Origin of the sequence: Pantoea septica (assembly GCF_002095575.1) — a bacterium.
Taxonomy (GTDB): Bacteria; Pseudomonadota; Gammaproteobacteria; order Enterobacterales; family Enterobacteriaceae; genus Pantoea; species Pantoea septica.
The window spans coordinates 32,718-55,474 of record NZ_MLJJ01000017.1; the positions used below are offsets into that span (position 1 = coordinate 32,718).

The following is a 22,757-nucleotide window of genomic DNA, read 5'->3' on the forward strand; positions in this document are numbered from 1 at the left end:
CGTTTGCGCAGCCTGCCTGTAAAAAAGGGCGACATCACGTCGCCCTTTGCCGTTTTAATCTTTGACCATTACTGCAACAGCGAAATATCCGCAACCTGCAGGAACAGCTCGCGCAGCTTCGCCAGCAGCGTCAGGCGGTTAACGCGCACTTCAGCGTCGTCGGCGTTGACCATCACCTTGTCGAAGAAGTTGTCGACCGCCTCGCGCAGCTGCGCCAGTTCGATCAGCGCATCCTGATAGCGGCCTTCTGCGAAGTACGGCTGCAGTTTATCGCCGAGCGCGGTCACGAAGGTCGCCAGCTGGATCTCTTCGTTCTCTTTCAGCAGCGACGCCTGCACGCTGTCGTTCAGCGTTTCGGTCGATTTCGCCAGGATATTGGAGACGCGCTTGTTCGCTGCCGCCAGCGCCGCCGCTTCGTCGAGCGTGCGGAAGTGCGATACCGCCTTCATACGCGCGTCGAAATCAGCCGGACGGGTCGGACGACGCGCCAGCACCGCCTGCAGCGTATCGACGCTGTGGCCCTCTTCCTGATACCAGCTGCGGAAGCGGCCCAGCATAAAGTCGATAACGTCATCGACCACGTTGTCGTTGCTCAGCTTGCTGCCGTACAGGCGCACCGCTTCTTCCGTCAGGGTCTGCAGATCGAGCGGCAGGTTCTTCTCAACGATGATGCGCAGCACGCCCAGCGCCGCACGGCGCAGCGCAAACGGATCTTTGTCGCCCTTCGGATGCTGACCGATGCCGAAGATGCCCGCGAGGGTGTCCATCTTGTCGGCGATCGCCAGCGCGCAGGCCACTGGGTTAGAAGGCAGATCGTCGCCGGCGTAGCGCGGCTGATACTGCTCGTTGAGCGCGACCGCCACATCTTCGGCTTCGCCGTCGTGACGCGCATAATGCATGCCCATCACGCCCTGGGTGTCGGTAAACTCAAACACCATATTGGTCATCAGGTCGCACTTGGAGAGCAGGCCGGCGCGCGTCGCGTGATTCACGTCCGCGCCAGTCTGCGCGGCGATCCAGCCCGCCAGCGCCTGAATGCGATCGGTTTTGTCGCGCAGCGTGCCGAGCTCTTTCTGGAACAGCACGGTTTCAAGGCGCGGCAGATGATCTTCCAGGCGTTTTTTGCGGTCGGTATTAAAGAAGAATTCAGCATCCGCCAGACGCGGACGCACCACCTTCTCATTGCCGGCGATGATCTGCTGCGGATCGCTTGAGGCGATATTGGTGACGAAGATAAAGTTCGGCAGCAGCTTGCCCGCGTCGTCATAGACCGGGAAATATTTCTGATCGCCCTTCATGGTGTAGACCAGCGCTTCCGCCGGCACCTTGAGGAATTTCTCTTCAAAGGTGGCCGTCAGTACTACCGGCCACTCCACCAGCGAGGTGACCTCTTCCAGCAGGCTGTCGCTCAGGTCAGCGTTGCCGCCCAGCTGGCGCGCCGCCGCTTCGGCATCAGCTTTGATCTGCGCCTTGCGCACGGCATAGTCGGCGATAACTTTGCCGCGCGTTTCCAGAATCTCCGGATACTGGTCGGCATGGTCGATAGTGAACTCAGCCTCGCCCATAAAGCGGTGGCCGCGAATCGTACGTCCTGACGCAATGCCGAGGATGGTCGTCGGGATCAGCTCGTCGCCCAGCAGCAGCGTCACGGTGTGCACCGGACGGACGAACTGCACGTCGCTCGCGCCCCAGCGCATCAGTTTCGGGATCGGCAGCTTGCCGAGCGCGGTGGCGATCATGCCGGGCAGCAGCGACTGGGCGGATTCGCCTTTCACCTGCGCGCGGTAAACCAGCCATTCGCCTTTGTCGGTGCTCAGGCGCTCGGCCTGATCGACGGTGATGCCGTTGCCGCGCGCCCAGCCTTCCGCCGCTTTGGTCGGATTGCCGTCGGCGTCAAAAGCGGCGGAGACCGCCGGGCCGCGTTTTTCGACTTCGCGATCGGGCTGCGCGGCGCTTAAGCTTGCGACTTTCAGCGCCAGACGGCGCGGCGCGGCGTACCAGCGCACTTCGCCGTGCGCCAGGCCGGCGCTGTCCAGCTCGGCGGTAACCTGCGCAGCAAAGGCTTCGGCCAGGCTGCGCAATGCTTTCGGCGGCAGCTCTTCGGTGCCGATTTCCACCAGAAACGTTTTTTCAGTCATGGCTGCCTCTTACTTGTTGTTATTGCACATTGGGAAGCCCAGCGCCTCGCGGGAGGCGTAGTAGGCTTCAGCCACGGCTTTGGTCAGGGTGCGAATGCGCAGAATATAGCGCTGGCGCTCGGTCACGGAGATCGCCTTGCGCGCATCCAGCAGGTTAAAGCTGTGCGCGGCTTTCAGGATGCGCTCATAGGCCGGCAGCGGCAGCGGTTTTTCCAGCGCCAGCAGCTGCTGCGCCTCTTTCTCGTACTGCTCGAAGCAGGTAAACAGGAAGTCGACGTCGGCGTATTCGAAGTTGTAGGTAGACTGCTCGACTTCGTTCTGATGGAAGACGTCGCCATAGGTGGTTTTACCCAGCGGGCCGTCGCTCCAGACCAGATCGTAAACGCTGTCGACGCCCTGGATATACATCGCCAGGCGCTCAAGGCCGTAGGTAATCTCGCCGGTCACCGGCTTGCACTCCAGACCGCCCACCTGCTGGAAGTAGGTGAACTGCGTCACTTCCATACCGTTGAGCCACACTTCCCAGCCGAGGCCCCACGCGCCGAGCGTCGGGTTTTCCCAGTTATCTTCCACGAAGCGGATATCATGCACGGTGGGATCGATGCCCAACTCTTTCAGCGATCCGAGATACAGCTCCTGAATGTTGTCCGGCGACGGCTTGATGATCACCTGGAACTGGTAGTAGTGCTGTAAGCGGTTCGGGTTTTCGCCGTAGCGCCCGTCGGTCGGACGGCGCGACGGCTGCACGTAGGCTGCGGCAATCGGCTCAGGTCCGAGTGCGCGCAGGCAGGTCATAGGGTGTGAAGTGCCAGCGCCCACTTCCATGTCCAGCGGCTGAACGATGGTGCAGCCCTGACGCGCCCAGTAATCCTGCAATGTCAGGATCAGGCCCTGAAAGGTTTTGGTATCAAACTTTTGCATGATGATTTCGCACGCGATTCGGGTAGATGAAAAAAGAGTGCGCCAGTATACCCTTTGACCGCGCGATGTGCAGCCGGAAATCCTGCCGGGCGCGGGCGTGCCAGACGGCTCCGAATCCTGCCGCGAAAAGTTGTCGCGCGCATCGCGACTGTCTACCCTTCTTCGCACTATCGTGATGTGCAAGAGGACCCGATGTCGCACAAGATTTGCTGGATCGACAATTTACGCGCGGTCGCCTGTTTGATGGTGATCGTGATCCATACCACCACCTGGTATATCACCGGCCCGATGGCGGTGACCGGACACTGGTGGGATATCGCCAACCTGCTTAATTCCGCGTCGCGCGTCTGCGTGCCGCTCTTTTTTATGATCTCCGGCTACCTGTTCTTCGGCGAACGCAGCGCGCAGCCGCGCCATCTGCTCCGGCTGGTGCTCTGCCTGCTGTTTTACAGCGCGGTCGCGCTGGCCTATATCACCTGGCTGACGCCCATTAGCGAAGGGCGCTCGCTGCTGAAGATGCTGCAGAAGCCGGTGTTTTATCATCTGTGGTTTTTCTTTGCGCTGATCGGCATCTATCTGCTGTCGCCGCTGATTCAGGTGAAAACGGTGCAGGCGCGCTATGTGGCGCTGCTGGTGATTGTGCTGGCGGTGCTGGCGAACCCGAATACGGTAGATCAGGCGGTGGGGCCGTTTCACTGGCTGCCGGTGAATCTCTACGTCAGCGGCGACAGTATCTATTATCTGCTCTATGCCCTGCTGGGGCGCGCCATCGGCACCATGGAGACGGCAAAGCGCGGCGTGACGCCGCTGGCGGCGGGGCTATTCGCCGCCTGCGTTATCGGCATTACCTTCGGCACGAAACAGGCGCTGATTGCCAACGGTGCCTTCAACGACCGCTGGTATCTCTACTGCGGCCCGCTGGTGTTTATCGCCGCCATCAGCCTGCTGGTGCTGTTCAAGAACGCCCTGAACGCCCGCACGCTGCCGGTGCTCGGCACGCTTTCACGCTACTCGCTGCCGATCTACGGCTTTCACGCGCTCTTTATTCACTTCCTGCGTACCCGCCACTATGACGATATGTCGCGGCCGCTGCTCGATATGCCCTGGGTGTTCGGCGTCACGCTGGCAGGTAGCCTGCTGCTGGCAATCGGCCTGCAGCGCCTCGACAGGCGTCATTGGGTCAGCTGATCGCGCCAGCGATCGCGGGCGCGCCGCAGCTGGCGCGCCGAAGAGAATCCCGCCGCCAGCGCCGCTTTTTCCGCGCCTTCGCCCTGCTGCTGGCGCTGGCGCGCGATGCCCAGCCGCAGCTGCTCGTGGTAGTCGCGTACGCTGATGCCCAGATGCTGACGAAACAGCCGCGCCAGATGGCGGCCGCTGACGTGGACGCGCGCGGCGAGATCCTCCAGCGACCAGCCGTGCTCGGGATGGGCGATCATCGCGTCCTGCGCGCGATGTATCGCCGGATGCAGATGATTGCGGTAGCGCAGCCAGGGCGACAGCTGCGGATCGTCGCCGGAGCGGCGGAACCACACCACCATTTCGCGCGCGACCTCCAGCGCAGTCTGCGCGCCGCATAGCCGGTTAATCAGGTGCAGCGAGAGGTCGATGCCGGCGGTGATGCCGGCGCTGGTCCAGATATTGTCGTCGTCGACGAAAACGCGGTTCTCCTTCACCAGCGCGGCGGGCGCAGCGGCTTTCAGCCTTGAGAGCACCTCATGATGGGTCGTGCACTGCACGCCGTCGAGCAACCCGGCCTGCGCCGCCAGCAGCGCGCCGGAACAGACGCAGATCAAGGAGAGCTGCCGCGCGCGCAGCAGCGGCTGCTGGCGATGCAGCCAGCGGCGAGCCGTTTCCGCCTGCGGCGTGGCGAACCAGATGGCAGAGTCGCAGACGCCCGGCACCACCAGCAGGCAGTCGGGCGGCAGAGCTTCCGGCAGCGGCTCGATGCCGGCGATGGTCATCTGCGTGGAGCTTACAACCGACTCCTGCGGACCGATATAGCGCAGCGCGAAGCGATCTCCCGCCAGCCGCAGCGTCTCCGCCGGTCCGGTCAGATCGAGCGCCATCACGCCAGGCAAAATAAGAAACAGGACGGTTTGCGGCATCGCGCTACTCCTTGTGATTAAACGCGCGCGAGGCACGCTTCCACGCTCACCACCTCGGCAAAGCGGTTAGCCAGTACGGTTTCGGTACGGTGAATCAGTTCGGCGCTGCTGAGGGTGACGCCGTTGTGCGTCATCGGGAAGGTCAGCGTCGCCTCAGAGACAAACAGTACCTTAAATCCGAGATCGGACGCCACGCGCGCGGTGGTTTCGCAGCACTGTTCGGTGCGGATACCGCTAATAATCAGGGTATCGATCGAGCGTTCCTGCAGCCAGGGCAGCAATCCCGATTCGGTCAGGGCGTTATGTACCCGCTTCTGCACGCTGAACGTCGCCTCGTGCCGTAAAAAGTCCATTCGCTTTACCCAACCGGACGCCAGCGAGAAAGGCCCCTGCGGCGCGACGTGAAACACGTCCACCACCGGCATCCCTTTCGCCTGACAGCCTTCAATCAGCGCGCTGATATTGCGCTGAAACGCCGGAACATCGGCTTCCTGCCAGAATTCGCGGTGTAAAAAAGAGTGCTGAACGTCTATTACCAACAGCGCTGCCTGTGCCATTTTCGGCCTCCTGAGAAATGAATTCAGGCCCATCATGACGGGCCTGACGCGCAGGAAGAAGGCCAAATCGGGACAAGATGGCGACAGTGCGGGACAAGCTTACCGCATCAGCGGCCCCAGCTGCGCGTAAAGCCGGGCAAAGGTGTCGCGCAGCGGCTGATAGCGCTGATGGCGCGCCGCATCGGGCTCATGGCGCTGCACCCGCGTCAGCGCGGGCAGCGCCGTCTGCGGTTCGAGCGCCAGCTGCGCCAGGCGCGCCGCGCCCAGCGCCGGACCGACCTCGCCGCCCTGACAGTAATCGAGCGTCTGGCCGCTGATATCCGCCAGCATCTGCCGCCACAGCGCGCTGCGCGCGCCGCCGCCGATCAGCATAATGCTGGAGGGCGCGACGCCGCACTCGTGCACCGCGTCGATGCCCTGCGCCAGCGCGTAGCCGACGCCTTCCAGCACCGCGCGCGCCAGCTCCGGCCGACCGTGCTGGTGCGTCAGGCCGAAAAAGACGCCAGTCGCCTGCGGGTTGTTATGCGGCGTGCGCTCGCCGGAGAGATAGGGCAGAAACCACAGCGGCGCCACGTTTTCATCGGCGCGTTCCGCTTCGGCCAGCAGCTGCGGCACGTCGGCGCAGCCGGTCAGCGCCGCCGCCCAGTCAAGGCAGGCGGCGGCGCTGAGAATAACCGACATCAGATGCCAGCGCTGAGGCAGCGCATGGCAGAAGCTATGTACCGCACGCTGCGGATTGCTGAGGTAGCCGTCGCTGACCACGAAATAGACGCCGGAGGTGCCGAGCGACAGCATGCCCTGCCCCGGCTCGGTCATGCCGACGCCCACCGCGCCCGCGGCGTTGTCGCCGCCGCCCGCGACCAGCGGCACCGCCGGCATGCCCCAGCGCGCCGCAATCTCGCTGCTCAGCGAACCGGTCACGCTATTGCCTTCGAACAGCCGCGGCATCTGGTCGCGCGTCAGGCCGCAGGCGTCGAGCATCAGGTCGCTCCAGTCGCGGCGCGCCACGTCCAGCCACAGGGTACCTGCCGCATCGGACATGTCGCTGGCGAAGTCGCCGCTCAGCCGCCAGCGCAGGTAGTCTTTCGGCAGCAGCACCTTCGCCACCCGCTGAAAAATGTCGGGCTCATGCTGCCGCACCCACAGCAGTTTGGGCGCGGTAAAGCCGGGCATCATCAGGTTGCCGGTGATCTGGCGCGATGCGGGCACGCGCTGCTCCAGCTCGCGGCACTGTTCGCCGCTGCGCCCGTCGTTCCATAAAATGGCCGGACGCAGCACGCGATGCGCGCTGTCCAGCAGCGTCGCGCCGTGCATCTGACCGCTCAGGCCGATGGCCTTCACCTCGCTAAGCGCATGCTGCTGCGCCAGCGCCTGCATCGCCTGGTCGGTCGCCAGCCACCAGCTTTCGGGATCCTGCTCGCTCCAGAGCGCGTGCGGACGCGACACCTGCAGCGGCGCGCTGCCGATCGCCGCCACTTCGCCCTGCGCATTCAGCAGCGCCACCTTAACCCCGGACGTGCCTAAATCGATCCCGATATACATGTCTTGCTCCCGGTTATCTCAGAAATCATAAAGATAGTGGTTCACCAGGTTCTCCAGCAGCTCCTGGCGGCCGCTGTGATGCTGCGGGTTGAACTGCTGCTGCTGCGCATGCGCCGCCAGCGAGGCGAGGGAAAACTCCCCTTTCAGAATCTGCTGGCCGAACTCGCCATTCCAGCCGCTGTAGCGCTGCGCCACGCGCTTATCGAGCTCGCCCGCTTCCACCATGCGCGCCGCCGCTTTCAGCGCCAGCGCCATGGTATCCATCGCGCCAATATGGCCGTAAAAGAGGTCATATTTGTCGGTGCTCTGGCGACGCACTTTGGCGTCGAAGTTCAGGCCGCCGGTGGTGAAGCCACCCGCTTTGATAATCTCATAGAGCACCAGCGCGTTCTCCTCGACGCTAATCGGGAACTGGTCGGTATCCCAGCCGCACTGGACGTCGCCGCGGTTGGCGTCCACCGAGCCGAAAATGCCCAGCGCGATGGCGGTGGCGATCTCATGATGAAAAGAGTGGCCCGCCAGCGTGGCGTGGTTCGCCTCGACGTTAACCTTGATCTCTTTCTCCAGCCCGAACTGCTTCAGGAAGCCGTACACCGTCGCCACGTCATAATCATACTGATGTTTGGTCGGTTCCTGAGGCTTCGGCTCGATCAGCAGCATGCCCTGGAAGCCGATTTTATGCTTATGCTCCACCACCATCTGCATAAAGCGGCCAATCTGCTCGCGCTCCTGACGCAGATCGGTATTCAGCAGGGTTTCATAGCCCTCGCGGCCGCCCCACAGCACGTAATTTTCGCCGCCCAGCGTCTGCGTCGCCTGCATGGCGCTGCACACCTGGCTCGCCGCCCAGGCGAAGATTTCCGGATCGGGGCTGGTCGCCGCGCCGGCGCCGTAGCGCGGATGGGTAAAGCAGTTGGCGGTGCCCCACAGCAGCTTCACGCCGCTCTCCTGCTGTTTTTCCAGCAGTTTGTCGGTCATCACCGCGAAGTTTTCCTGATAGCTGCGCAGCGAATCCCCTTCCGGCGCGACGTCGACGTCGTGGAAGCAGTAGTAAGGCACGTTCAGCTTGTGAAAAAACTCAAACGCCACGTCCGCTTTCAGCTTCGCCAGCTGCAGCGCGTCGCCGTGCTTTTGCCACGGGCGGTCGAATGCGCCGACGCCGAACATATCCGCGCCGTTCCAGCAGAAGGTATGCCAGTAGCAGGCGGCGAAACGCAGGTGTTCGGCCATGGTTTTGCCGAGGATGACCTCGTCAGGATTGTAATGGCGGAAAGCCAGTGGATTAGTGCTCTTTACCCCTTCAAAACGAACGCGTTCGATCTGGTCGAAATAGGCGTGCATGTTTCGCTCCTCAGCGTGAAAACCCGGACAGTCGGCCGTGAGCCTTTATATTGCTTGCGCCTTTTCCGCTGGCTCAATTACGATATTTCACACCACACTTGAGATAATTAATATTTGTGCGCCCGTTCGCAAATTAATAATCAAGCCGCGCATATTCGCCCTCCGCCGCTCTTAAAAGCGTTAAATCTCGATCCCGCTCATAAAAACGGAAATAAACCAAAAAACGTAATCGCCGGATAAAAATCAGTAATTGATGTTGCCGGAGAGCCAGGTCAACAATTCAACCGCCTGGACTCATGCGATAACGACAACAGCCTCAACCTACAGACAGGATGAACATCATGAAAATGAAACTTACGCTGTTAGCCGCCTGCGCCGCGCTGGCGCTTTTCAGCCACGCCGGCGCAGCGAAAGAAGTGAAGATCGGCATGGCGATTGATGACCTGCGCCTCGAGCGCTGGCAAAAAGATCGCGACATCTTCGTTAAGCAGGCGGAATCGCAGGGCGCGAAAGTGTTCGTGCAGTCGGCCAACGGCAATGAAGAAACGCAAATGTCGCAAATAGAAAATATGATCAATCGCGGCGTCGATGTGCTGGTGATCATTCCCTATAACGGCCAGGTATTAAGCAACGTCGTCGCCGAAGCGAAACGAGAAGGCATTAAAGTGCTGGCCTATGACCGTATGATAAATAACGCGGATATCGATTTTTATATTTCGTTCGATAATGAAAAAGTCGGCGAGCTGCAGGCGGAAAGTATTGTTAAGCAGGTGCCAAAAGGAAACTATTTTCTGATGGGCGGATCGCCGGTGGATAATAACGCCCATCTGTTCCGCGCCGGTCAGATGAAGGTGTTAAAACCCTATATCGACAACGGCAGCATTAAAGTTGTCGGCGACCAGTGGGTCGACGCCTGGCTGCCGGAAAATGCGCTGAAAATCATGGAAAACGCCCTGACCGCCAACAGCAATCACATTGACGCCGTCGTCGCCTCCAACGACGCCACCGCGGGCGGCGCAATCCAGGCGCTCAGCGCGCAGGGGCTGGCGGGCAAAGTCGCCATCTCCGGCCAGGACGCCGATCTCGCCGCCATCAAGCGCATCATCAACGGCACGCAAACCATGACGGTGTATAAGCCTATTACCCAGCTCGCGACCGAAGCCGCCAACATCGCCATCGAACTCGGCAACGACAAAACGCCCGCCAGCAACGGCAAGCTGAATAACGGTCTGAAAGAGGTGCCTTCGCGCCTGCTGACGCCGATCCCGGTCAATAAAGAGAACATCGACAGCACCGTGGTGAAAGACGGTTTCCATAAAAAGAGCGAGCTCTGAGCGCGCACGGCCGCGAAGAGGAGAGATCGATGCTGCTGGAAATGAACAATATCACCAAGCGTTTCGGCGCGATGAAGGCGCTGGATAACGTCAGCCTGCGGCTGGACAGCGGCGAAGTGATGTCGCTGTGCGGCGAAAACGGCTCGGGCAAATCCACGCTGATGAAAATCCTGTGCGGGCTCTACCCGCACGGCGAGTTCGAGGGCGAGATCACTTTCGCCGGAGACCAAATCCAGGCGCAGACCATCCGCGACACCGAACGCAGGGGAATTGTGATTATCCATCAGGAGCTGGCGCTGGTGCGGCAGCTGACGGTCATGGAGAACATCTTTCTCGGCGCGGAGCTGGGCCGCTTCGGCATCGTCGACGACGAAACCATGACGCTACGCTGCCAGCAGCTGCTGGCGCGGGTCAGGCTCGACGTCTCGCCCGACGCCCGGGTCGGCGATTTGGGCCTGGGACAGCAGCAGCTGGTCGAGATCGCCCGCGCGCTGAATAAGCAGGTGCGGCTCCTGATCCTCGATGAGCCGACCTCGTCGCTGACCGAGCGTGAAACCGAGGTGCTGCTGAGCATTATCAACAACCTGCGCGATCATGGCATCGCCTGCATCTACATCTCCCACAAGCTCAACGAGGTGAAAGCGATCTCCGATACCATCTGCGTCATCCGCGACGGCAAGCCCATCGCCACCCGGCCAGCCGCCGGACTCAGCGAGGATGACATTATTACCATGATGGTGGGACGAGAGCTGACCGCGCTCTATCCGCATCAGCGGCACGCCATCGGCGACGCGGTGCTGCGCGTTGAACACCTTACCGCCTGGCATCCGGTTAACCGGCACGTGCGCCGCGTCAACGACGTTTCCTTCACCCTGAAGCGCGGCGAGATCCTCGGCATCGCCGGGCTGGTCGGCGCCGGCCGCACCGAAACGGTTCAGTGCCTGTTCGGCGTCTGGCCGGGGCGCTGGCAGGGCGATATCTGGATTAATGATAAGAAAGTACAGATTCGCGACTGTCAGCAGGCGATAGCCCAGGGCATCGCCATGGTGCCGGAGGACCGCAAAAAAGATGGCATCGTGCCGCTGATGGGCGTCGGCAAAAACATCACCCTCGCGGCGCTGGATCAGTTCAGCCGCCGCTTCGCGCCGCTCGACGAGACGCGCGAGCAGCACGTCATTAATGACGCTATCGCGCGGCTGCGGGTCAAAACCTCATCGCCGGAGCTGCCGATCGGCCGACTGAGCGGCGGCAACCAGCAGAAGGCGATTATCGCCAAATGTCTGCTGCTGAACCCGCAGATCCTGATCCTCGACGAGCCGACGCGCGGCATCGACGTCGGCGCGCGTCAGGAGATCTATCAGCTGATCAACAGCCTGGTGCAGCAGGGGATCGCCGTGATCGTTATCTCGTCCGAACTTCCTGAAGTGCTGGGCCTGAGCGATCGCGTTCTGGTGATGCACGAAGGGCGGATCAAAGCCGATCTGATAAACAACAACCTGACTCAGGAGCAAGTAATGGAAGCGGCCCTGCGGAGTGAACATTATGCTTAAAACCGAAAGTCGTCAGGGCGCGCTGCCGGGCGCGCCGTCGCCGGGAAAATTCTCGCTGCCCAACCTGCAGGTGCTGGTGATGCTGGGCGCCATTCTGGTCATCGCCCTGTTTTTCACCTGGACCACCGACGGCGCCTGGCTTAGCCCGCGCAACGTCTCTAACCTGCTGCGGCAGACCGCGATCACCGGCATTCTGGCGGTCGGCATGGTGTTCGTCATTATTTCGGCGGAGATCGATCTGTCGGTAGGCTCGATGATGGGCCTGCTGGGCGGCGCGGCGGCGATTTTCGACGTCTGGCTCGGCTGGCCGCTGCCGCTGACGATAGCGGTGACGCTGCTGATGGGGCTGCTGCTGGGAACCTGGAACGGCTGGTGGGTCGCCTACCGCAAAGTGCCGTCGTTTATCGTTACGCTGGCCGGCATGCTGGCGTTCCGCGGCATTCTGGTGGGGATCACCAACGGTACCACGGTCGCGCCGACCACCCCTGCCATGTCGCAGATCGGGCAGAGCTATCTTTCAGACGGCGTCGGCTTCGGTTTCGGCATCGCCGGTCTGGCGTTGTTTATGCTGTGGCAGTGGCGGCTGCGGCTGCGCCGTCAGCAGCTCGGACTGACGCAGTCCGCCGCCGGCGGCACTATGGCGCGTCAGGCGCTTACCGCGGTGCTGGTGCTGGGCGCGATCTGGCTATTGAATGACTACCGCGGCGTGCCGACGCCGGTGCTGCTGCTGGCGTTGCTGCTGCTGGGCGGCATGTTTATGGCGACGCGCACCGCCTTTGGCCGCCGCATCTACGCCATCGGCGGCAATCTGGATGCCGCGCGGCTGTCGGGCATTAACGTGGCGCGCACCAAACTGGCGGTATTCGCCATCAACGGCGTGATGGTGGCCATCGCCGGGCTGATACTCAGCTCGCGCCTCGGCGCCGGCTCGCCGTCGGCAGGCAATATCGCCGAGCTGGACGCCATCGCCGCCTGCGTCATCGGCGGCACCAGCCTGGCGGGCGGCGTGGGATCGGTCGCGGGCGCGGTGATGGGCGCTTTTATTATGGCCTCGCTGGATAACGGCATGAGCATGATGGACGTGCCCACCTTCTGGCAGTACATCGTCAAAGGGGCAATTCTGCTGCTGGCGGTGTGGATGGATACCGCCACGCGCCGCCGGGTCTAATCGCGTCGGGGATCACAACCTGGCGCAAACAATTTCTGCTGTTCATCCGGCCGTGCTATGCATTGCGCTGGGATTCAGGAGAGCGCGCCACTATGCATGAAAAACGCTATCGCATTACGTTGCTGTTCAATGCCAATAAGGTCTACGACCGTCAGGTGGTAGAGGGCGTCGGCGAATATTTACAAGCGTCGCAGACCGACTGGGATATTTTTATCGAGGAGGATTTCCGCTGCCGCATCGACAATATCCGCGAATGGCTGGGCGATGGCGTGATCGCCGACTATGACGATAGCTCGATCGAGCAGCTGCTGGCGAACGTCGAGGTGCCGATTGTCGGCGTCGGCGGTTCTTACCATCGCCAGCAGGATTATCCGCCGGTGCACTATATCGCCACCGACAACGCGGCGCTGGTGGAGAGCGCCTTTCTTCATCTCAAAGAGAAGGGCATTAACCGCTTCGCCTTTTACGGGCTGCCCGCCTCCAGCGGTAAGCGCTGGGCGCAGGAGCGCGAACACGCTTTTCGTCAGCTGGTGCAGCGCGAACGCTATCAGGGCGTGGTCTATCAGGGCATGAATACCGCGCCGGAAAACTGGCAGCACGCGCAGAACCGGCTGGCCGACTGGCTGCAAACCCTGCCGCAGCAGACCGGCATTATCGCGGTCACCGACGCCCGCGCGCGTCATCTGCTACAGGCCTGCGAATATCTTAAAATTCCGGTGCCGGAAAAGCTGAGCGTGATCGGCATCGACAACGAAGAGCTGACGCGCTATCTGTCGCGCGTCGCGCTCTCGTCGGTGGCGCAAGGCACGCGGCAGATGGGGTATCAGGCCGCTAAACTGCTGCATCGCCTGCTGGATAAACAGCCGCTGCCGCTGCAGCGCATTCTGGTGCCGCCGATGAAAGTGATCGCCCGCCGCTCGACCGATTTCCGCTCGCTGCGCGATCCGGCGGTGATCCAGGCCATGCACTATATTCGCTTCAACGCCTGTAAAGGCATCAAAGTAGAACAGGTGCTGGATGCGATCGGCCTGTCGCGCTCTAATCTGGAGAAACGCTTTCGCGATGAAACCGGCGATACGATCCACGCCATGATCCACCGCGAGAAACTGGAAAAAGCGCGCGAACTGCTGGCCTCTTCCTCGCTGAACATCAACGAAATTTCCCAGATGTGCGGCTACCCTTCGCTGCAATATTTTTATTCAGTATTTAAGAAAAGCTATGCCAGCACGCCAAAAGAGTACCGACAGCATCACGGCGAAAGCCTGATGTAGAATGGCGGCGGCGTGATAAAGGCGAAGCGGCGGGCCGACCGAGCAAGGATGCCTGAGCGATTTCGCCATCGCTCCCCGTCACCCGCGTCCTCTCCTCCTCTCTTCACCCCAGACGCTGTTCATACTGCTCAATCACCGCCAGCGACAGCCCTACCGCCGGATCGAGACGCGTCTGTAAAAAATGCAGCGTGGTGTTCTGGAAGGTGAAGGCTGGCGTACTGGATGCGATCCTTTTGCGCACCGTGTCGCAAAACATCGGGTGCGCATTCCAGGGCGCGTCGATAATGATCGTGGCCGGATTGAGCAGCAGGATAATCTGGCTCATCGCCTTAGCGAGAAAACCGCCTGCCTGCTGCATCACCTCATCCACCACTTTCGGCGCCTCGTCGCGCGTCTGCCAGCTTAAACCGGGGCGGCGCTGGGCCAGCTGCTGCTCTATCGCCGGTTTGCTGAGCAGCGTTTCGGCGCATCCCTGACGTCCGCAGCGACAGCGCGGGCCGTCCGGCTGCACGCTAAGGTGACCTGCTTCGCCCGCGGTCCAGCTGTTGCCGGTCACCACTTCGCCCTGCTGCACCAGCGCGCCGCCCATGCCTTCGGCTATTCGCAGGTAAAAGTGGCTGCCCGCCGCTCTCAGCCCAAGCTGCTGTACCGCCAGCAGCGCCGAGGCCTTGACGTTATTCATCACGCGCAACGGCACATCCACTTTTTGCCTGATCGGCGTCAGCAGATCGACATCCTGCCAGCCGAGATGGGTTGACAGGTGCATCCAGCCGCGTTCGGGATCGACGATGCCGGGAAAACCCAGCCCGATGCCCAGCAGCTGCGGATGCTTCTCCGCCAGTTCGCCGCACAGGCTCGCCACCTCATCCAGCAGCTTTTTAGGGTTAGCGGTATCAACGCGACGCGTCTGCTCCACCATCACCTGCGAAAAGTAGTCGCAGACGCGCCAGTAAATGGCGTTGCGCTCCACCATCACGCCCGCGCTTTTCAACTGTTCCGGGCGCAGGGCGATCTCAATTTTCGGGCGTCCGGCGGCGGCCACGCTGATCGGCCCCAGCTCCTGAAGCAGCGACTTTTCCAGCAGTTCGTCTACGATCAGCGACACCGTATTTTTGCTGAGCGACAGGATGTGGGCTAAATCCTGACGCGACGTTACGCGCAACCGGCGAAGCTGCGTCATCACGCGTTTATGGTTGTTAAGTCTGAGTAGTGCGGGGCCTTTACCCATAATCATTACAGCGCTCATGTGACGGGCAACGTATCTTTCAGTGTAACAGCGCCAGGCGGCCTCTTATCTGACACTTTTGCGCGCTGTTTCACACAAGTCGCAGCAGAGGATAGCGCAGAGGAAAGCGACGTAAAAAAACCGGGTCGCGCCCGGTTTCTTGCAGGGAAGAGAAAATTAATATTCGTCGCCGCGCACGCGGCTGCGGTAGCTTTCCCAGTCGAAGCGCACCCACATGCTGTTGCCGAGACGCATGCGGTCCATCACGCGCTCGCCCAGCAGGGTATTCATACCGGCGGGATCGAGGTTGGAGAGCATCCCGGTCGGACGCTTCGAAGAGGAGCGTCGATCGACGATCTGGTTGATAATCACCTTTTCGTAGCGCGACTCGCTCTGCATGCCGATCTCGTCGATCACCAGCAGATCGACGCTGCTGAGATCCTGCAGCAGTCGCTCTTCGGTGATGTCGCTGCCGCCGCTGAACGTGCCTTTCATGCTCGACATCAGATCCGCGACGGTGACGATCAGCACGCTTTTGCCGCGCAGGATCAGATCGTTGCCGATAGCCGCCGCCAGATGGTTTTTGCCGGTGCCGGGACGGCCGGAAAAGACGAAGCTGGCGATGCTGCCCTCAAAATCGTCCGCATACTGGCGCGCCATCGTCAGCGCTCTGCGCTGCCCTTCATTCTCGACGCGATAGTTATCGAACGAGCAGTTCATATGCAGCTCGCGAATGCCGGAGCGTCCCATCACGCGCTGCATTTTCATGGCGCGGTTCTCACGCACGATGGACTCCGAACGCAGGCGACCCTGCTCCTGGTTCCAGGCCAGCAGCTCTTCGCCGCTGGTGAACTTCGGCTGGACGTTGGCGGGCATCATTTTTTTCAAACGGCTGAACAGATCGGTCGGCGTTTTCATTACTCACCTCGAAACCCATCGGGAATGTGGTAATCAGTATTGCTGATTTGCGTGATATCGCGTTTGGGCTGGCCGCCGCTGGCGGCGCGGTTCATCTGCACGCTGCGCGCCAGCTTTTGCTGCCACTGCACATGGTGGAACAGGCGGCCTTCCGCCTGCCAGTAGGCGACGAAAGCGGCCAGCTCGGCAGGCGTTACCGGCTCGCTCAGCGCCACGCCCCAGATAGCGGCCTGGCGCTGAAAATCGGCGTCGGGCTGCCAGCCGGTATACATCGCGAACTTGCCCGCCGGCGTCGGCAGAGAGGCTGGCAGGTCGTCATATAAGCTATCGTCCAGCGTTACGTCGCTGGGATGCGCAGCCGCCGCCTCCAGCGCCAGCAGATGCGCCAGCCGCTCGGGCGTTACGGCGTAAAACGCCGGCGCGTAATTATCCAGCACCGCCAGCGTGCCGTTTTCCGCCTGCTGCAGCGCCTGACGCGGATCCTGGCGGAAGGCGTCCAGACCAATAAGCGTAGAAGTAAGAATTTTGACTGACATGATGAAACCTGACGTTGACCTGCACGCTGCGCCGACAGAGCGTCGGCGCACAAGTCTTTATTGTACCTTTTTTAGCGTCCTGGATCGCCAAAAAAGGCGCCTGTCAGGAGGACCAGGAAGCGGACTCCGCGGAAAGAGCCGTCTGAACCGGTTCGGCTGCTGCTGCCCTGACGCGCGCCGGGCGGGTTTGCCACAGATAGCGCGTCGAGGCGAGCCAGCAGATGCTGTAGCCCAGCAGTTCGGTGCCCTCTTCGGCGATGTTTTTCACGACGCGGTTGTAGCCGTCCAGCATCAGGTGCTGCCACAGCTGATGCATGCCGAACAGACGGGAGAACACCAGCACGATTAACATGCCGCTGGCGGTCATCAGCCAGCAGCGATCCGTCACGAAGGCGACCAGCCCATCCAGCGTGCTGCGCGGCGACCGCAGCGCCATCGCCAGACAGGCCGCGGCGGTCGCCAGCGCGAACCACACCCAGCTGCCGTGCTCGACAACGTCGAATACAAAATCCAGCTCGCGGATCAGCATGCAGCTGTAGAAGCCGCCGATCAGGATCAGCGCGCCGCGCTGATCGGGCCGCCGATGCGCCGACCAGAAGAACATCGCCGCCACGGAGGCGAGCATCACTTCCTGCAGCGTCTCCGTGATCGACGTTTCATGCATGGCGTCGTTCATCCAGTTTACGTCGATATAGATGCTCGACATCATCAGCATAAGAAACAGTGTTGCAAATAAAAAAGCCGCGCCTTCACGGCAGAGGATTGAAATTTGTTCGCGCATATTATTACCACTATTATGATTAGCGCGCTTATTATATGGCGTTACTCACTCGCCCTTTCTCATTTTATGCCCCATGTTAAAAACTGGCGCTAACGCCGAGGCTGTAAATAAACTGCTCGCCGCTGTTTAGCGCGTCGTTTTGCGAAAATGCCGCGAATGCCGCAACGTTATGATTCAGGGGAATGTGCGCACCGACGCTGACGTCGACCCAGCCCGCTTCCCGCGCGGCCGGATCGTCCGACGAACGCTCGCGCGACTCGCCGGTCAGGCTATCGCCGGGCTGATAGCTATAGCTAAACTGCGCGTAAGGCGCGATCCCGCCCAGCCGGGTATCGACCCGCCAGCCTAAGGTCGCGACGCCGTCGCGGCTGAAATCGCACTGCGGACAGCTGAGCGGCGCGGTCGCGGGCGCATACTGCGCCACCGGCCCGGTCGTCAGCGACGCGCCCAGCGGCAGCTCCCAGCCTGCGCTGTAGCGAGTGCCGGTCGGTACCGGCTCGGCGCGCAGCGCGAAGGCGGACTGGGGCGAATTGAGCGCCGCGTCCAGAAAGTTCATCCGCGCGTCGCTGCCGACAATCAGATGATTTCGGGAAATCTTTTCCGCAAGGATAGTGTCGTAATCGGGCCGATCGCGCACGCGATCGGCCGGCGATGACAGGGTCTCGCCGCTCCAGGCAAACAGGGGCGCCGCAGAACAAAAAAGCAACGCACTACTCAGCCCCAGCGTCGCAAGGCGCTGGCTGGCACACTGACTTTTCTGCAACATGAAAAACTCCAGACGACGCTGAAGAGAACGATCGGCGCTATTTAAGAAACTGTTTTATCACGCCTGCTGTTTAACTATTAACCGACTAAACGTAAGATCAAGCGACGTCACAAAATTTTCTCTTTATCAGGATAAAGAACATGCAACGATGCGGCTGGGTCACTCAGGACCCGCTTTACCTGGCCTACCACGATCGGGAATGGGGCATTGCGCAAAACGATAAGCAGGCGCTGTTTGAGATGCTCTGTCTGGAAGGTCAGCAGGCGGGGCTCTCCTGGATCACCGTACTGAAGAAGCGAGAAAATTACCGGCGCGCCTTCCACGCCTTCGACCCTCAGGCGGTCGGCTTAATGGATGAAGAGGATCTGGCGCGCCTGATGCAAGACAGCGGCCTGATACGCCATCGCGGCAAACTCGCCGCTATTATCGGCAACGCGCGCGCTTACCTGTCGATGGAGGCGAAAGGCGAAGATTTTGCGCGCTTCGTGTGGGGTTTTGTCGATAACCAGCCGGTTGTGCATCGCTTTGCCCACTACAGCGAGGCGCCGACCACCTCAGAGCAGGCTGTCGCGCTGTCGAAGGCCTTAAAGCAGCGTGGTTTTAAATTCGTCGGCCCGACAATTTGCCACTCCTTTATGCAGGCCTGCGGGCTGATTAGCGATCATCAGACAGACTGTTTTTGCCATCCTGACAACCTTTTACGCGCAAACCAGACAAAATAAGAGTTTCCCTCACTCCTTCTCTCTTTTTAAGCGGCATAATCTCGCCGCTTTAAAGACGTAATGTCTTTGTTTGATTTAGGGAATGAGCATGTATAAAAAATCGTTTTCGCTTTGCCTGTTACTGAGCGGCAGTCTGGTACTGTCGGGTTGTACCGTTAACCCATACACCAATGAATCCCAGGCCGGAAAATCCGGCATCGGCGCGGGTCTTGGCGCACTGATGGGCGCCGGGGTGGGCGTACTCTCCTCCTCGAAGAAAGATCGCGGCAAAGGCGCGCTGATTGGCGCGGCATCCGGCGCGGCGCTTGGCGGCGGCATCGGCTACTACATGGATGTGCAGGAAGCCAAACTGCGCGAAAAAATGCGCGGCACCGGCGTCAGCGTAACCCGTCAGGGCGACAACATCGTGCTGAATATGCCGAATAACGTCACCTTCGACTCCAGCAGCAGCAGCCTGAAAGCGGCGGGCGCCAATACCCTGACCGGCGTGGCCATGGTGCTGAAAGAGTATCCGAAAACCGCGGTAAACGTGGTGGGCTACACCGACAGCACCGGCTCGCGCGCGCTGAATATGCGTCTGTCGCAGCAGCGTGCCGAGAGCGTCGCCGCTGCGCTGATTACCCAGGGCGTCGCGGCGGATCGTCTGCGCACCCAGGGCCTGGGTCCAGACAATCCGGTCGCCACCAACAGCACCGAAGCAGGCAAGGCGCAAAACCGCCGCGTGGAAATCACCCTTAGCCCGATCGGCTGATGTGAAAACGCCCCCTGAGCGGGGCGTTTTTCGCCATAATGTGGTTTTTTTTGGCATTTTTACGCGCTTTTTTCGACAAAACAAGGCGGATGGCATGCAACCTGTAGTGCCAAAACAGACTTTATGTTAGCGTGAAAAAAAGGTGTTCAGCGAGTCGTCCAGCATGTCACTAAAAGCCATTGCCAGCGAATTAGGGTTGTCCGTTACCACGGTTAGCCGGGCGTTAAACGGCTATGAAGATGTGGCGGAGGAGACCCGTAAACGCGTCGAAGCAGAAGCGCAGCGTCGCGGCTATCGCCCCAACGCCGCCGCGCGCCGTCTGAAAACCGGCCGCGCCAATGCGGTAGGTTTGGTTTTCCCCGTCAGCACTTCGCCCATCAGCGACTGCCGCTTCAGCGAGATGCTGCTGACGCTCGATCAACGCCTGGCGCAGAGAGAGATCGACCTGATGCTGCTGGTGGACAAGCCCCACGACGGGCCGCGCACCCTGACCCGCCTGCTGCGCAGCCGCGTGCTGGATGCGCTGATCGTTACCCACACCCTGCCGCAGGATGAGCGCCTGCTGAGCCTGCAGCAAAAAAACTTTCGCTTTATCACGCTCGGCCGCAGCGACCTGCCGCAGCCCTACGCCTGGCTCGACGTCGATCACCACCACGGCTCGCGCCTGGCGGTAGAAGCCTGTCTGCAGCAGGGGCTGACGCGCATCGCCTGGCTGGGCAGCGACGAAGGCACCACCTTCGTACGCGATCGCCGTCAGGGTTTCCTTGACGCGATGGGCGCCGTCGCGCCGTTCGATATCGTCGCCGTGCCGCCGTCGCGTCGCGTCGGCTATCAGCAAACCGCCGCCTGGCTGGCGCAGGATGCGTCGCTGCAGGCGATCATCGCCGACAGCAGCGCGCTGGCGGAGGGCGCGGCGCTGGCGGTGCAGCAGGCGAACCGGCTTCACGGCAGCGAGGCGATCCGCCTCTATGCCTGGGAAGGCTTGCCGCGCGAAGCGATCGTCGAGGCGCCGGCGATCGCCATCCGTCAGGCCTCGGATCGCGAAACCGGCGATCAGCTTGCCGATCTGGTGGTGCAGATGCTTGACGGCGCGCCGCTGGAAGCGCTTCAGCTGTTGCGTCAGCCCTGGCTGGATAGTAAGCCGCGTTAATCGTGCTTTTTGCGACGGACCGCGCCTGTGCTAGTCTCTGCCTGTTTCTCTTTTTACAGGTACCGACATGAAGAACAGACCGCCTCGCGCCACCATTAGCGATGTCGCTCGCAGCGCGCGAACCGGTAAAACCAGCGTGTCTCGCTATCTCAATGGCGAGCAGCATCTTCTTTCCGCCGATTTAAAAGCCCGCATCGAACAGGCGATCGCCGAGCTCGACTACCGTCCCAGCCAGATGGCGCGCGGGCTGAAGCGCGGCCGCACGCGGCTGATCGGACTGATTATCGCAGACATCACCAATCCCTATTCCGTCGACGTGATGTGCGGCATCGAAGCCGCCTGCCGCGAGCGCGGCTTTACGCTGCTGATGTGCAACACCAACAATGAGGTGGATCTGGAGCAGCACTATCTCCAGCTGCTAAGCAGCTATCAGGTGGAAGGCGTGGTGGTGAATGCCGTCGGCATGCGCGAAGAGGCGCTGAGCCGCCTGCAGCAGTCGCTGCTGCCGATGGTGCTGATCGACCGAAAAATTCCCGATTTCGCCTGCGATGTAGTCGGCCTGAACAACGCTGAAGCCACGGAGATCGCTACGCAGCATCTGCTTGATAACGGCTATGAAGCGCTGCTGTTTTTGAGCGAGCCGCTGGGCAGCGTCAACACGCGCCGCGAACGCCTGCAGGCGTTCCGTCAGCGGCTCGCCGCCTGGCCGCAGATTGCGCATGAGAACGCCGAGGTGCCGCTGCATCAGCCTGCGGAGCTGGATGCGCTGCTGCTGGACTATACGCGGCGTCAGCGCGGAAAACGCGCGGCGGTCATGGTGGCGAACGGCGCCATGACGCTGCAGGTGGCGCGCGCGATGCAGCGCGTCGGCCTGCGCTGGGGCGAAAATATCGGCCTGCTCGGCTTCGACGAGCTGGAGTGGGCCGCGCTGGCCGGCGTCGGCATCACCACGCTGCGGCAGCCCACCTGGCAAATCGGCTATGCGGCGCTGGAGCGGCTGCTCGTCCGCATCGACGGCAGCGCCGGGCCCGCCGCCGAACAGGTTTTTTCCGGCGAGCTGGTGGTACGCGGCTCCAGCCAGCCCCTCGCCTGATCCCTTTTCTTTCCCCTCTCTCGTGCTCGCTTCGTGAGCACGATCATAGTTTCAGCCTCTGCTCCTTTGCTTTGGAACCGGTTCCAATTAACGTTTTCTCTGTAACTTTTGCTTAACGCGCATTCCAGGGGTAACGATGAACGCTGAAATTATTGTGGTGACCGCCGCCTACGGACAGCAACAGGTCGCCGCGCTGGGCGGTCAGCAGGCGCTGCTGCCGCTAATCCAGCAGGCCGGCGCCGACGGCGTCGAAATCCGCCGCGAACTCTTCGACGCCGCTACGCTCGCCACTCTGCCCGCGCTGGCTCAGGCCATTCAGCACCATCAGCTGCGCGCCAGCTACTCGGTACCCGACACGCTGTTTTGTGACGACGGCGCGTTAAATCCCCAGCTGGAGAACTACCTTAAAGAAGCTCAGCAGCTGAACGCGCAGCGCCTCAAGCTGGCGCTAGGCGGATTTAACGGCGAGCTGCACGGCGCGGATTTGCGCGCGCTTGCGGAGCGCTATCCGGTGGAGCTGGCGGTAGAAAACGATCAAACCGATAACGGCAAGCTCGCGCCTTCGCTGCGTTTTTTCCAGGCGGCGGAGCAGGCGGACCTGCCGGTGACAATGACATTCGATATGGGCAACTGGCTCTGGACGCAGGAGAACGCGCAGGCGGCGGCGACGCAGCTTGGGCGCTTCGTGCGTTACATTCACGTCAAGGCGGCCGAACCGCACGGCGACAGCTATCGCGCGGTGGCGCTGGACGAGGCGAAAGCGGACTGGCGCGATCTGCTGCGCCAGCTGCCGGACAATGCGCCGCGCGGCATCGAATTCCCGCTGGAAGGCGAGGATCTGCTGGCGGTAACCCGCCGCTACGTGTCGCTGCTGCGCACGCTGTAAGG

At 61.4% G+C, this 22,757-nt stretch carries 21 protein-coding genes; 10 read left to right on the top strand and 11 right to left on the bottom strand.

Annotated features, from left to right (window positions below; translation table 11 throughout):
- Positions 1–68: 68 nt before the first annotated feature.
- Positions 69–2,138, bottom strand: a complete 2,070-nt coding sequence (gene glyS / locus HA46_RS11090; protein ID WP_084884261.1) for a glycine--tRNA ligase subunit beta — start codon at positions 2,136–2,138, stop codon at positions 69–71.
- 9 nt (positions 2,139–2,147) lie between these two features.
- On the bottom strand, positions 2,148–3,059 hold the full coding sequence (gene glyQ, locus HA46_RS11095) for a glycine--tRNA ligase subunit alpha (RefSeq protein ID WP_033793010.1): 912 nt from the start codon (positions 3,057–3,059) through the stop codon (positions 2,148–2,150).
- A gap of 192 nt (positions 3,060–3,251) precedes the next feature.
- Between glyQ and HA46_RS11100 the strand changes: the two genes are divergently transcribed.
- Positions 3,252–4,247, top strand: coding sequence for an acyltransferase (locus HA46_RS11100; RefSeq protein WP_033793011.1), 996 nt, complete (start codon positions 3,252–3,254; stop codon positions 4,245–4,247).
- Here HA46_RS11100 and HA46_RS11105 read toward each other — a convergent pair.
- From HA46_RS11105 to xylA, 4 genes are all read right to left on the bottom strand, one after another.
- The gene (locus HA46_RS11105) at positions 4,232–5,164 is read right to left on the bottom strand and encodes a GlxA family transcriptional regulator (RefSeq protein ID WP_084884263.1); all 933 of its coding nucleotides are present in this window, start codon (positions 5,162–5,164) and stop codon (positions 4,232–4,234) included. The genes HA46_RS11100 and HA46_RS11105 overlap by 16 nt on opposite strands.
- A gap of 17 nt (positions 5,165–5,181) precedes the next feature.
- On the bottom strand, positions 5,182–5,721 hold the full coding sequence (locus tag HA46_RS11110) for an isochorismatase family protein (protein ID WP_084884265.1): 540 nt from the start codon (positions 5,719–5,721) through the stop codon (positions 5,182–5,184).
- Positions 5,722–5,820: 99 nt separating this feature from the next.
- Positions 5,821–7,263 carry a xylulokinase gene (xylB, locus tag HA46_RS11115; protein WP_084884267.1) on the bottom strand — a complete coding sequence of 481 codons (1,443 nt, stop codon included), beginning with the start codon at positions 7,261–7,263 and terminating at the stop codon, positions 5,821–5,823.
- A gap of 18 nt (positions 7,264–7,281) precedes the next feature.
- Entirely contained in the window at positions 7,282–8,604 is a 1,323-nt protein-coding gene (gene xylA / locus HA46_RS11120; RefSeq protein WP_084884270.1) for a xylose isomerase, read from the bottom strand.
- 341 nt (positions 8,605–8,945) lie between these two features.
- On the opposite strand from xylA, the gene xylF reads away from it, so the two are divergent.
- The 4 genes from xylF to xylR all read left to right on the top strand — a co-directional run bounded on the left by xylF (position 8,946) and on the right by xylR (position 13,927).
- Positions 8,946–9,938, top strand: coding sequence for a D-xylose ABC transporter substrate-binding protein (xylF, locus tag HA46_RS11125; RefSeq protein WP_033755515.1), 993 nt, complete (start codon positions 8,946–8,948; stop codon positions 9,936–9,938).
- A 29-nt stretch (positions 9,939–9,967) separates the two neighbouring features.
- The gene (locus HA46_RS11130) at positions 9,968–11,488 is read left to right on the top strand and encodes a xylose ABC transporter ATP-binding protein (protein ID WP_084884272.1); all 1,521 of its coding nucleotides are present in this window, start codon (positions 9,968–9,970) and stop codon (positions 11,486–11,488) included.
- On the top strand, positions 11,481–12,656 hold the full coding sequence (gene xylH / locus HA46_RS11135) for a xylose ABC transporter permease XylH (RefSeq protein ID WP_084884275.1): 1,176 nt from the start codon (positions 11,481–11,483) through the stop codon (positions 12,654–12,656). Before HA46_RS11130 ends, xylH begins: the two co-directional genes overlap by 8 nt.
- Before the next feature lie 92 nt (positions 12,657–12,748).
- Positions 12,749–13,927, top strand: a complete 1,179-nt coding sequence (gene xylR, locus HA46_RS11140; protein WP_033793021.1) for a D-xylose utilization transcriptional activator XylR — start codon at positions 12,749–12,751, stop codon at positions 13,925–13,927.
- A 103-nt stretch (positions 13,928–14,030) separates the two neighbouring features.
- Here the strand turns inward: xylR and HA46_RS11145 are convergent, their stop codons facing one another.
- From HA46_RS11145 to HA46_RS11165, 5 genes are all read right to left on the bottom strand, one after another.
- Complete coding sequence (locus tag HA46_RS11145) at positions 14,031–15,161, bottom strand: ROK family protein (protein ID WP_033793023.1); 1,131 nt, start codon at positions 15,159–15,161, stop codon at positions 14,031–14,033.
- Positions 15,162–15,329: 168 nt separating this feature from the next.
- Positions 15,330–16,070, bottom strand: coding sequence for a replicative helicase loader DnaC (gene dnaC, locus HA46_RS11150; RefSeq protein ID WP_033793024.1), 741 nt, complete (start codon positions 16,068–16,070; stop codon positions 15,330–15,332).
- Positions 16,070–16,606, bottom strand: a complete 537-nt coding sequence (dnaT, locus tag HA46_RS11155) for a primosomal protein DnaT (RefSeq protein ID WP_084884278.1) — start codon at positions 16,604–16,606, stop codon at positions 16,070–16,072. The genes dnaC and dnaT overlap by 1 nt, the downstream gene beginning before the upstream one ends.
- A 103-nt stretch (positions 16,607–16,709) precedes the next feature.
- Positions 16,710–17,387, bottom strand: a complete 678-nt coding sequence (locus HA46_RS11160; RefSeq protein WP_033793026.1) for a hypothetical protein — start codon at positions 17,385–17,387, stop codon at positions 16,710–16,712.
- Between the two features lie 76 nt (positions 17,388–17,463).
- Positions 17,464–18,153, bottom strand: a complete 690-nt coding sequence (locus HA46_RS11165; protein ID WP_084884280.1) for a hypothetical protein — start codon at positions 18,151–18,153, stop codon at positions 17,464–17,466.
- Between the two features lie 140 nt (positions 18,154–18,293).
- On the opposite strand from HA46_RS11165, the gene HA46_RS11170 reads away from it, so the two are divergent.
- The 5 genes from HA46_RS11170 to HA46_RS11190 all read left to right on the top strand — a co-directional run bounded on the left by HA46_RS11170 (position 18,294) and on the right by HA46_RS11190 (position 22,755).
- Positions 18,294–18,875 carry a DNA-3-methyladenine glycosylase I gene (locus HA46_RS11170; RefSeq protein ID WP_084884283.1) on the top strand — a complete coding sequence of 194 codons (582 nt, stop codon included), beginning with the start codon at positions 18,294–18,296 and terminating at the stop codon, positions 18,873–18,875.
- Between the two features lie 88 nt (positions 18,876–18,963).
- Positions 18,964–19,626, top strand: a complete 663-nt coding sequence (locus HA46_RS11175) for an OmpA family lipoprotein (protein ID WP_033793031.1) — start codon at positions 18,964–18,966, stop codon at positions 19,624–19,626.
- 163 nt (positions 19,627–19,789) lie between these two features.
- Positions 19,790–20,776 (top strand): LacI family DNA-binding transcriptional regulator, encoded by a 987-nt coding sequence (locus HA46_RS11180; RefSeq protein ID WP_084884285.1) that lies wholly within the window; start codon positions 19,790–19,792, stop codon positions 20,774–20,776.
- Positions 20,777–20,843: 67 nt separating this feature from the next.
- Entirely contained in the window at positions 20,844–21,869 is a 1,026-nt protein-coding gene (locus HA46_RS11185; protein ID WP_084884287.1) for a LacI family DNA-binding transcriptional regulator, read from the top strand.
- Positions 21,870–22,005: 136 nt separating this feature from the next.
- A complete protein-coding gene (locus tag HA46_RS11190) occupies positions 22,006–22,755 on the top strand; it encodes a sugar phosphate isomerase/epimerase family protein (RefSeq protein WP_033793034.1) in 750 nt (249 codons plus the stop codon).
- The last annotated feature ends 2 nt before the right edge of the window (positions 22,756–22,757 follow it).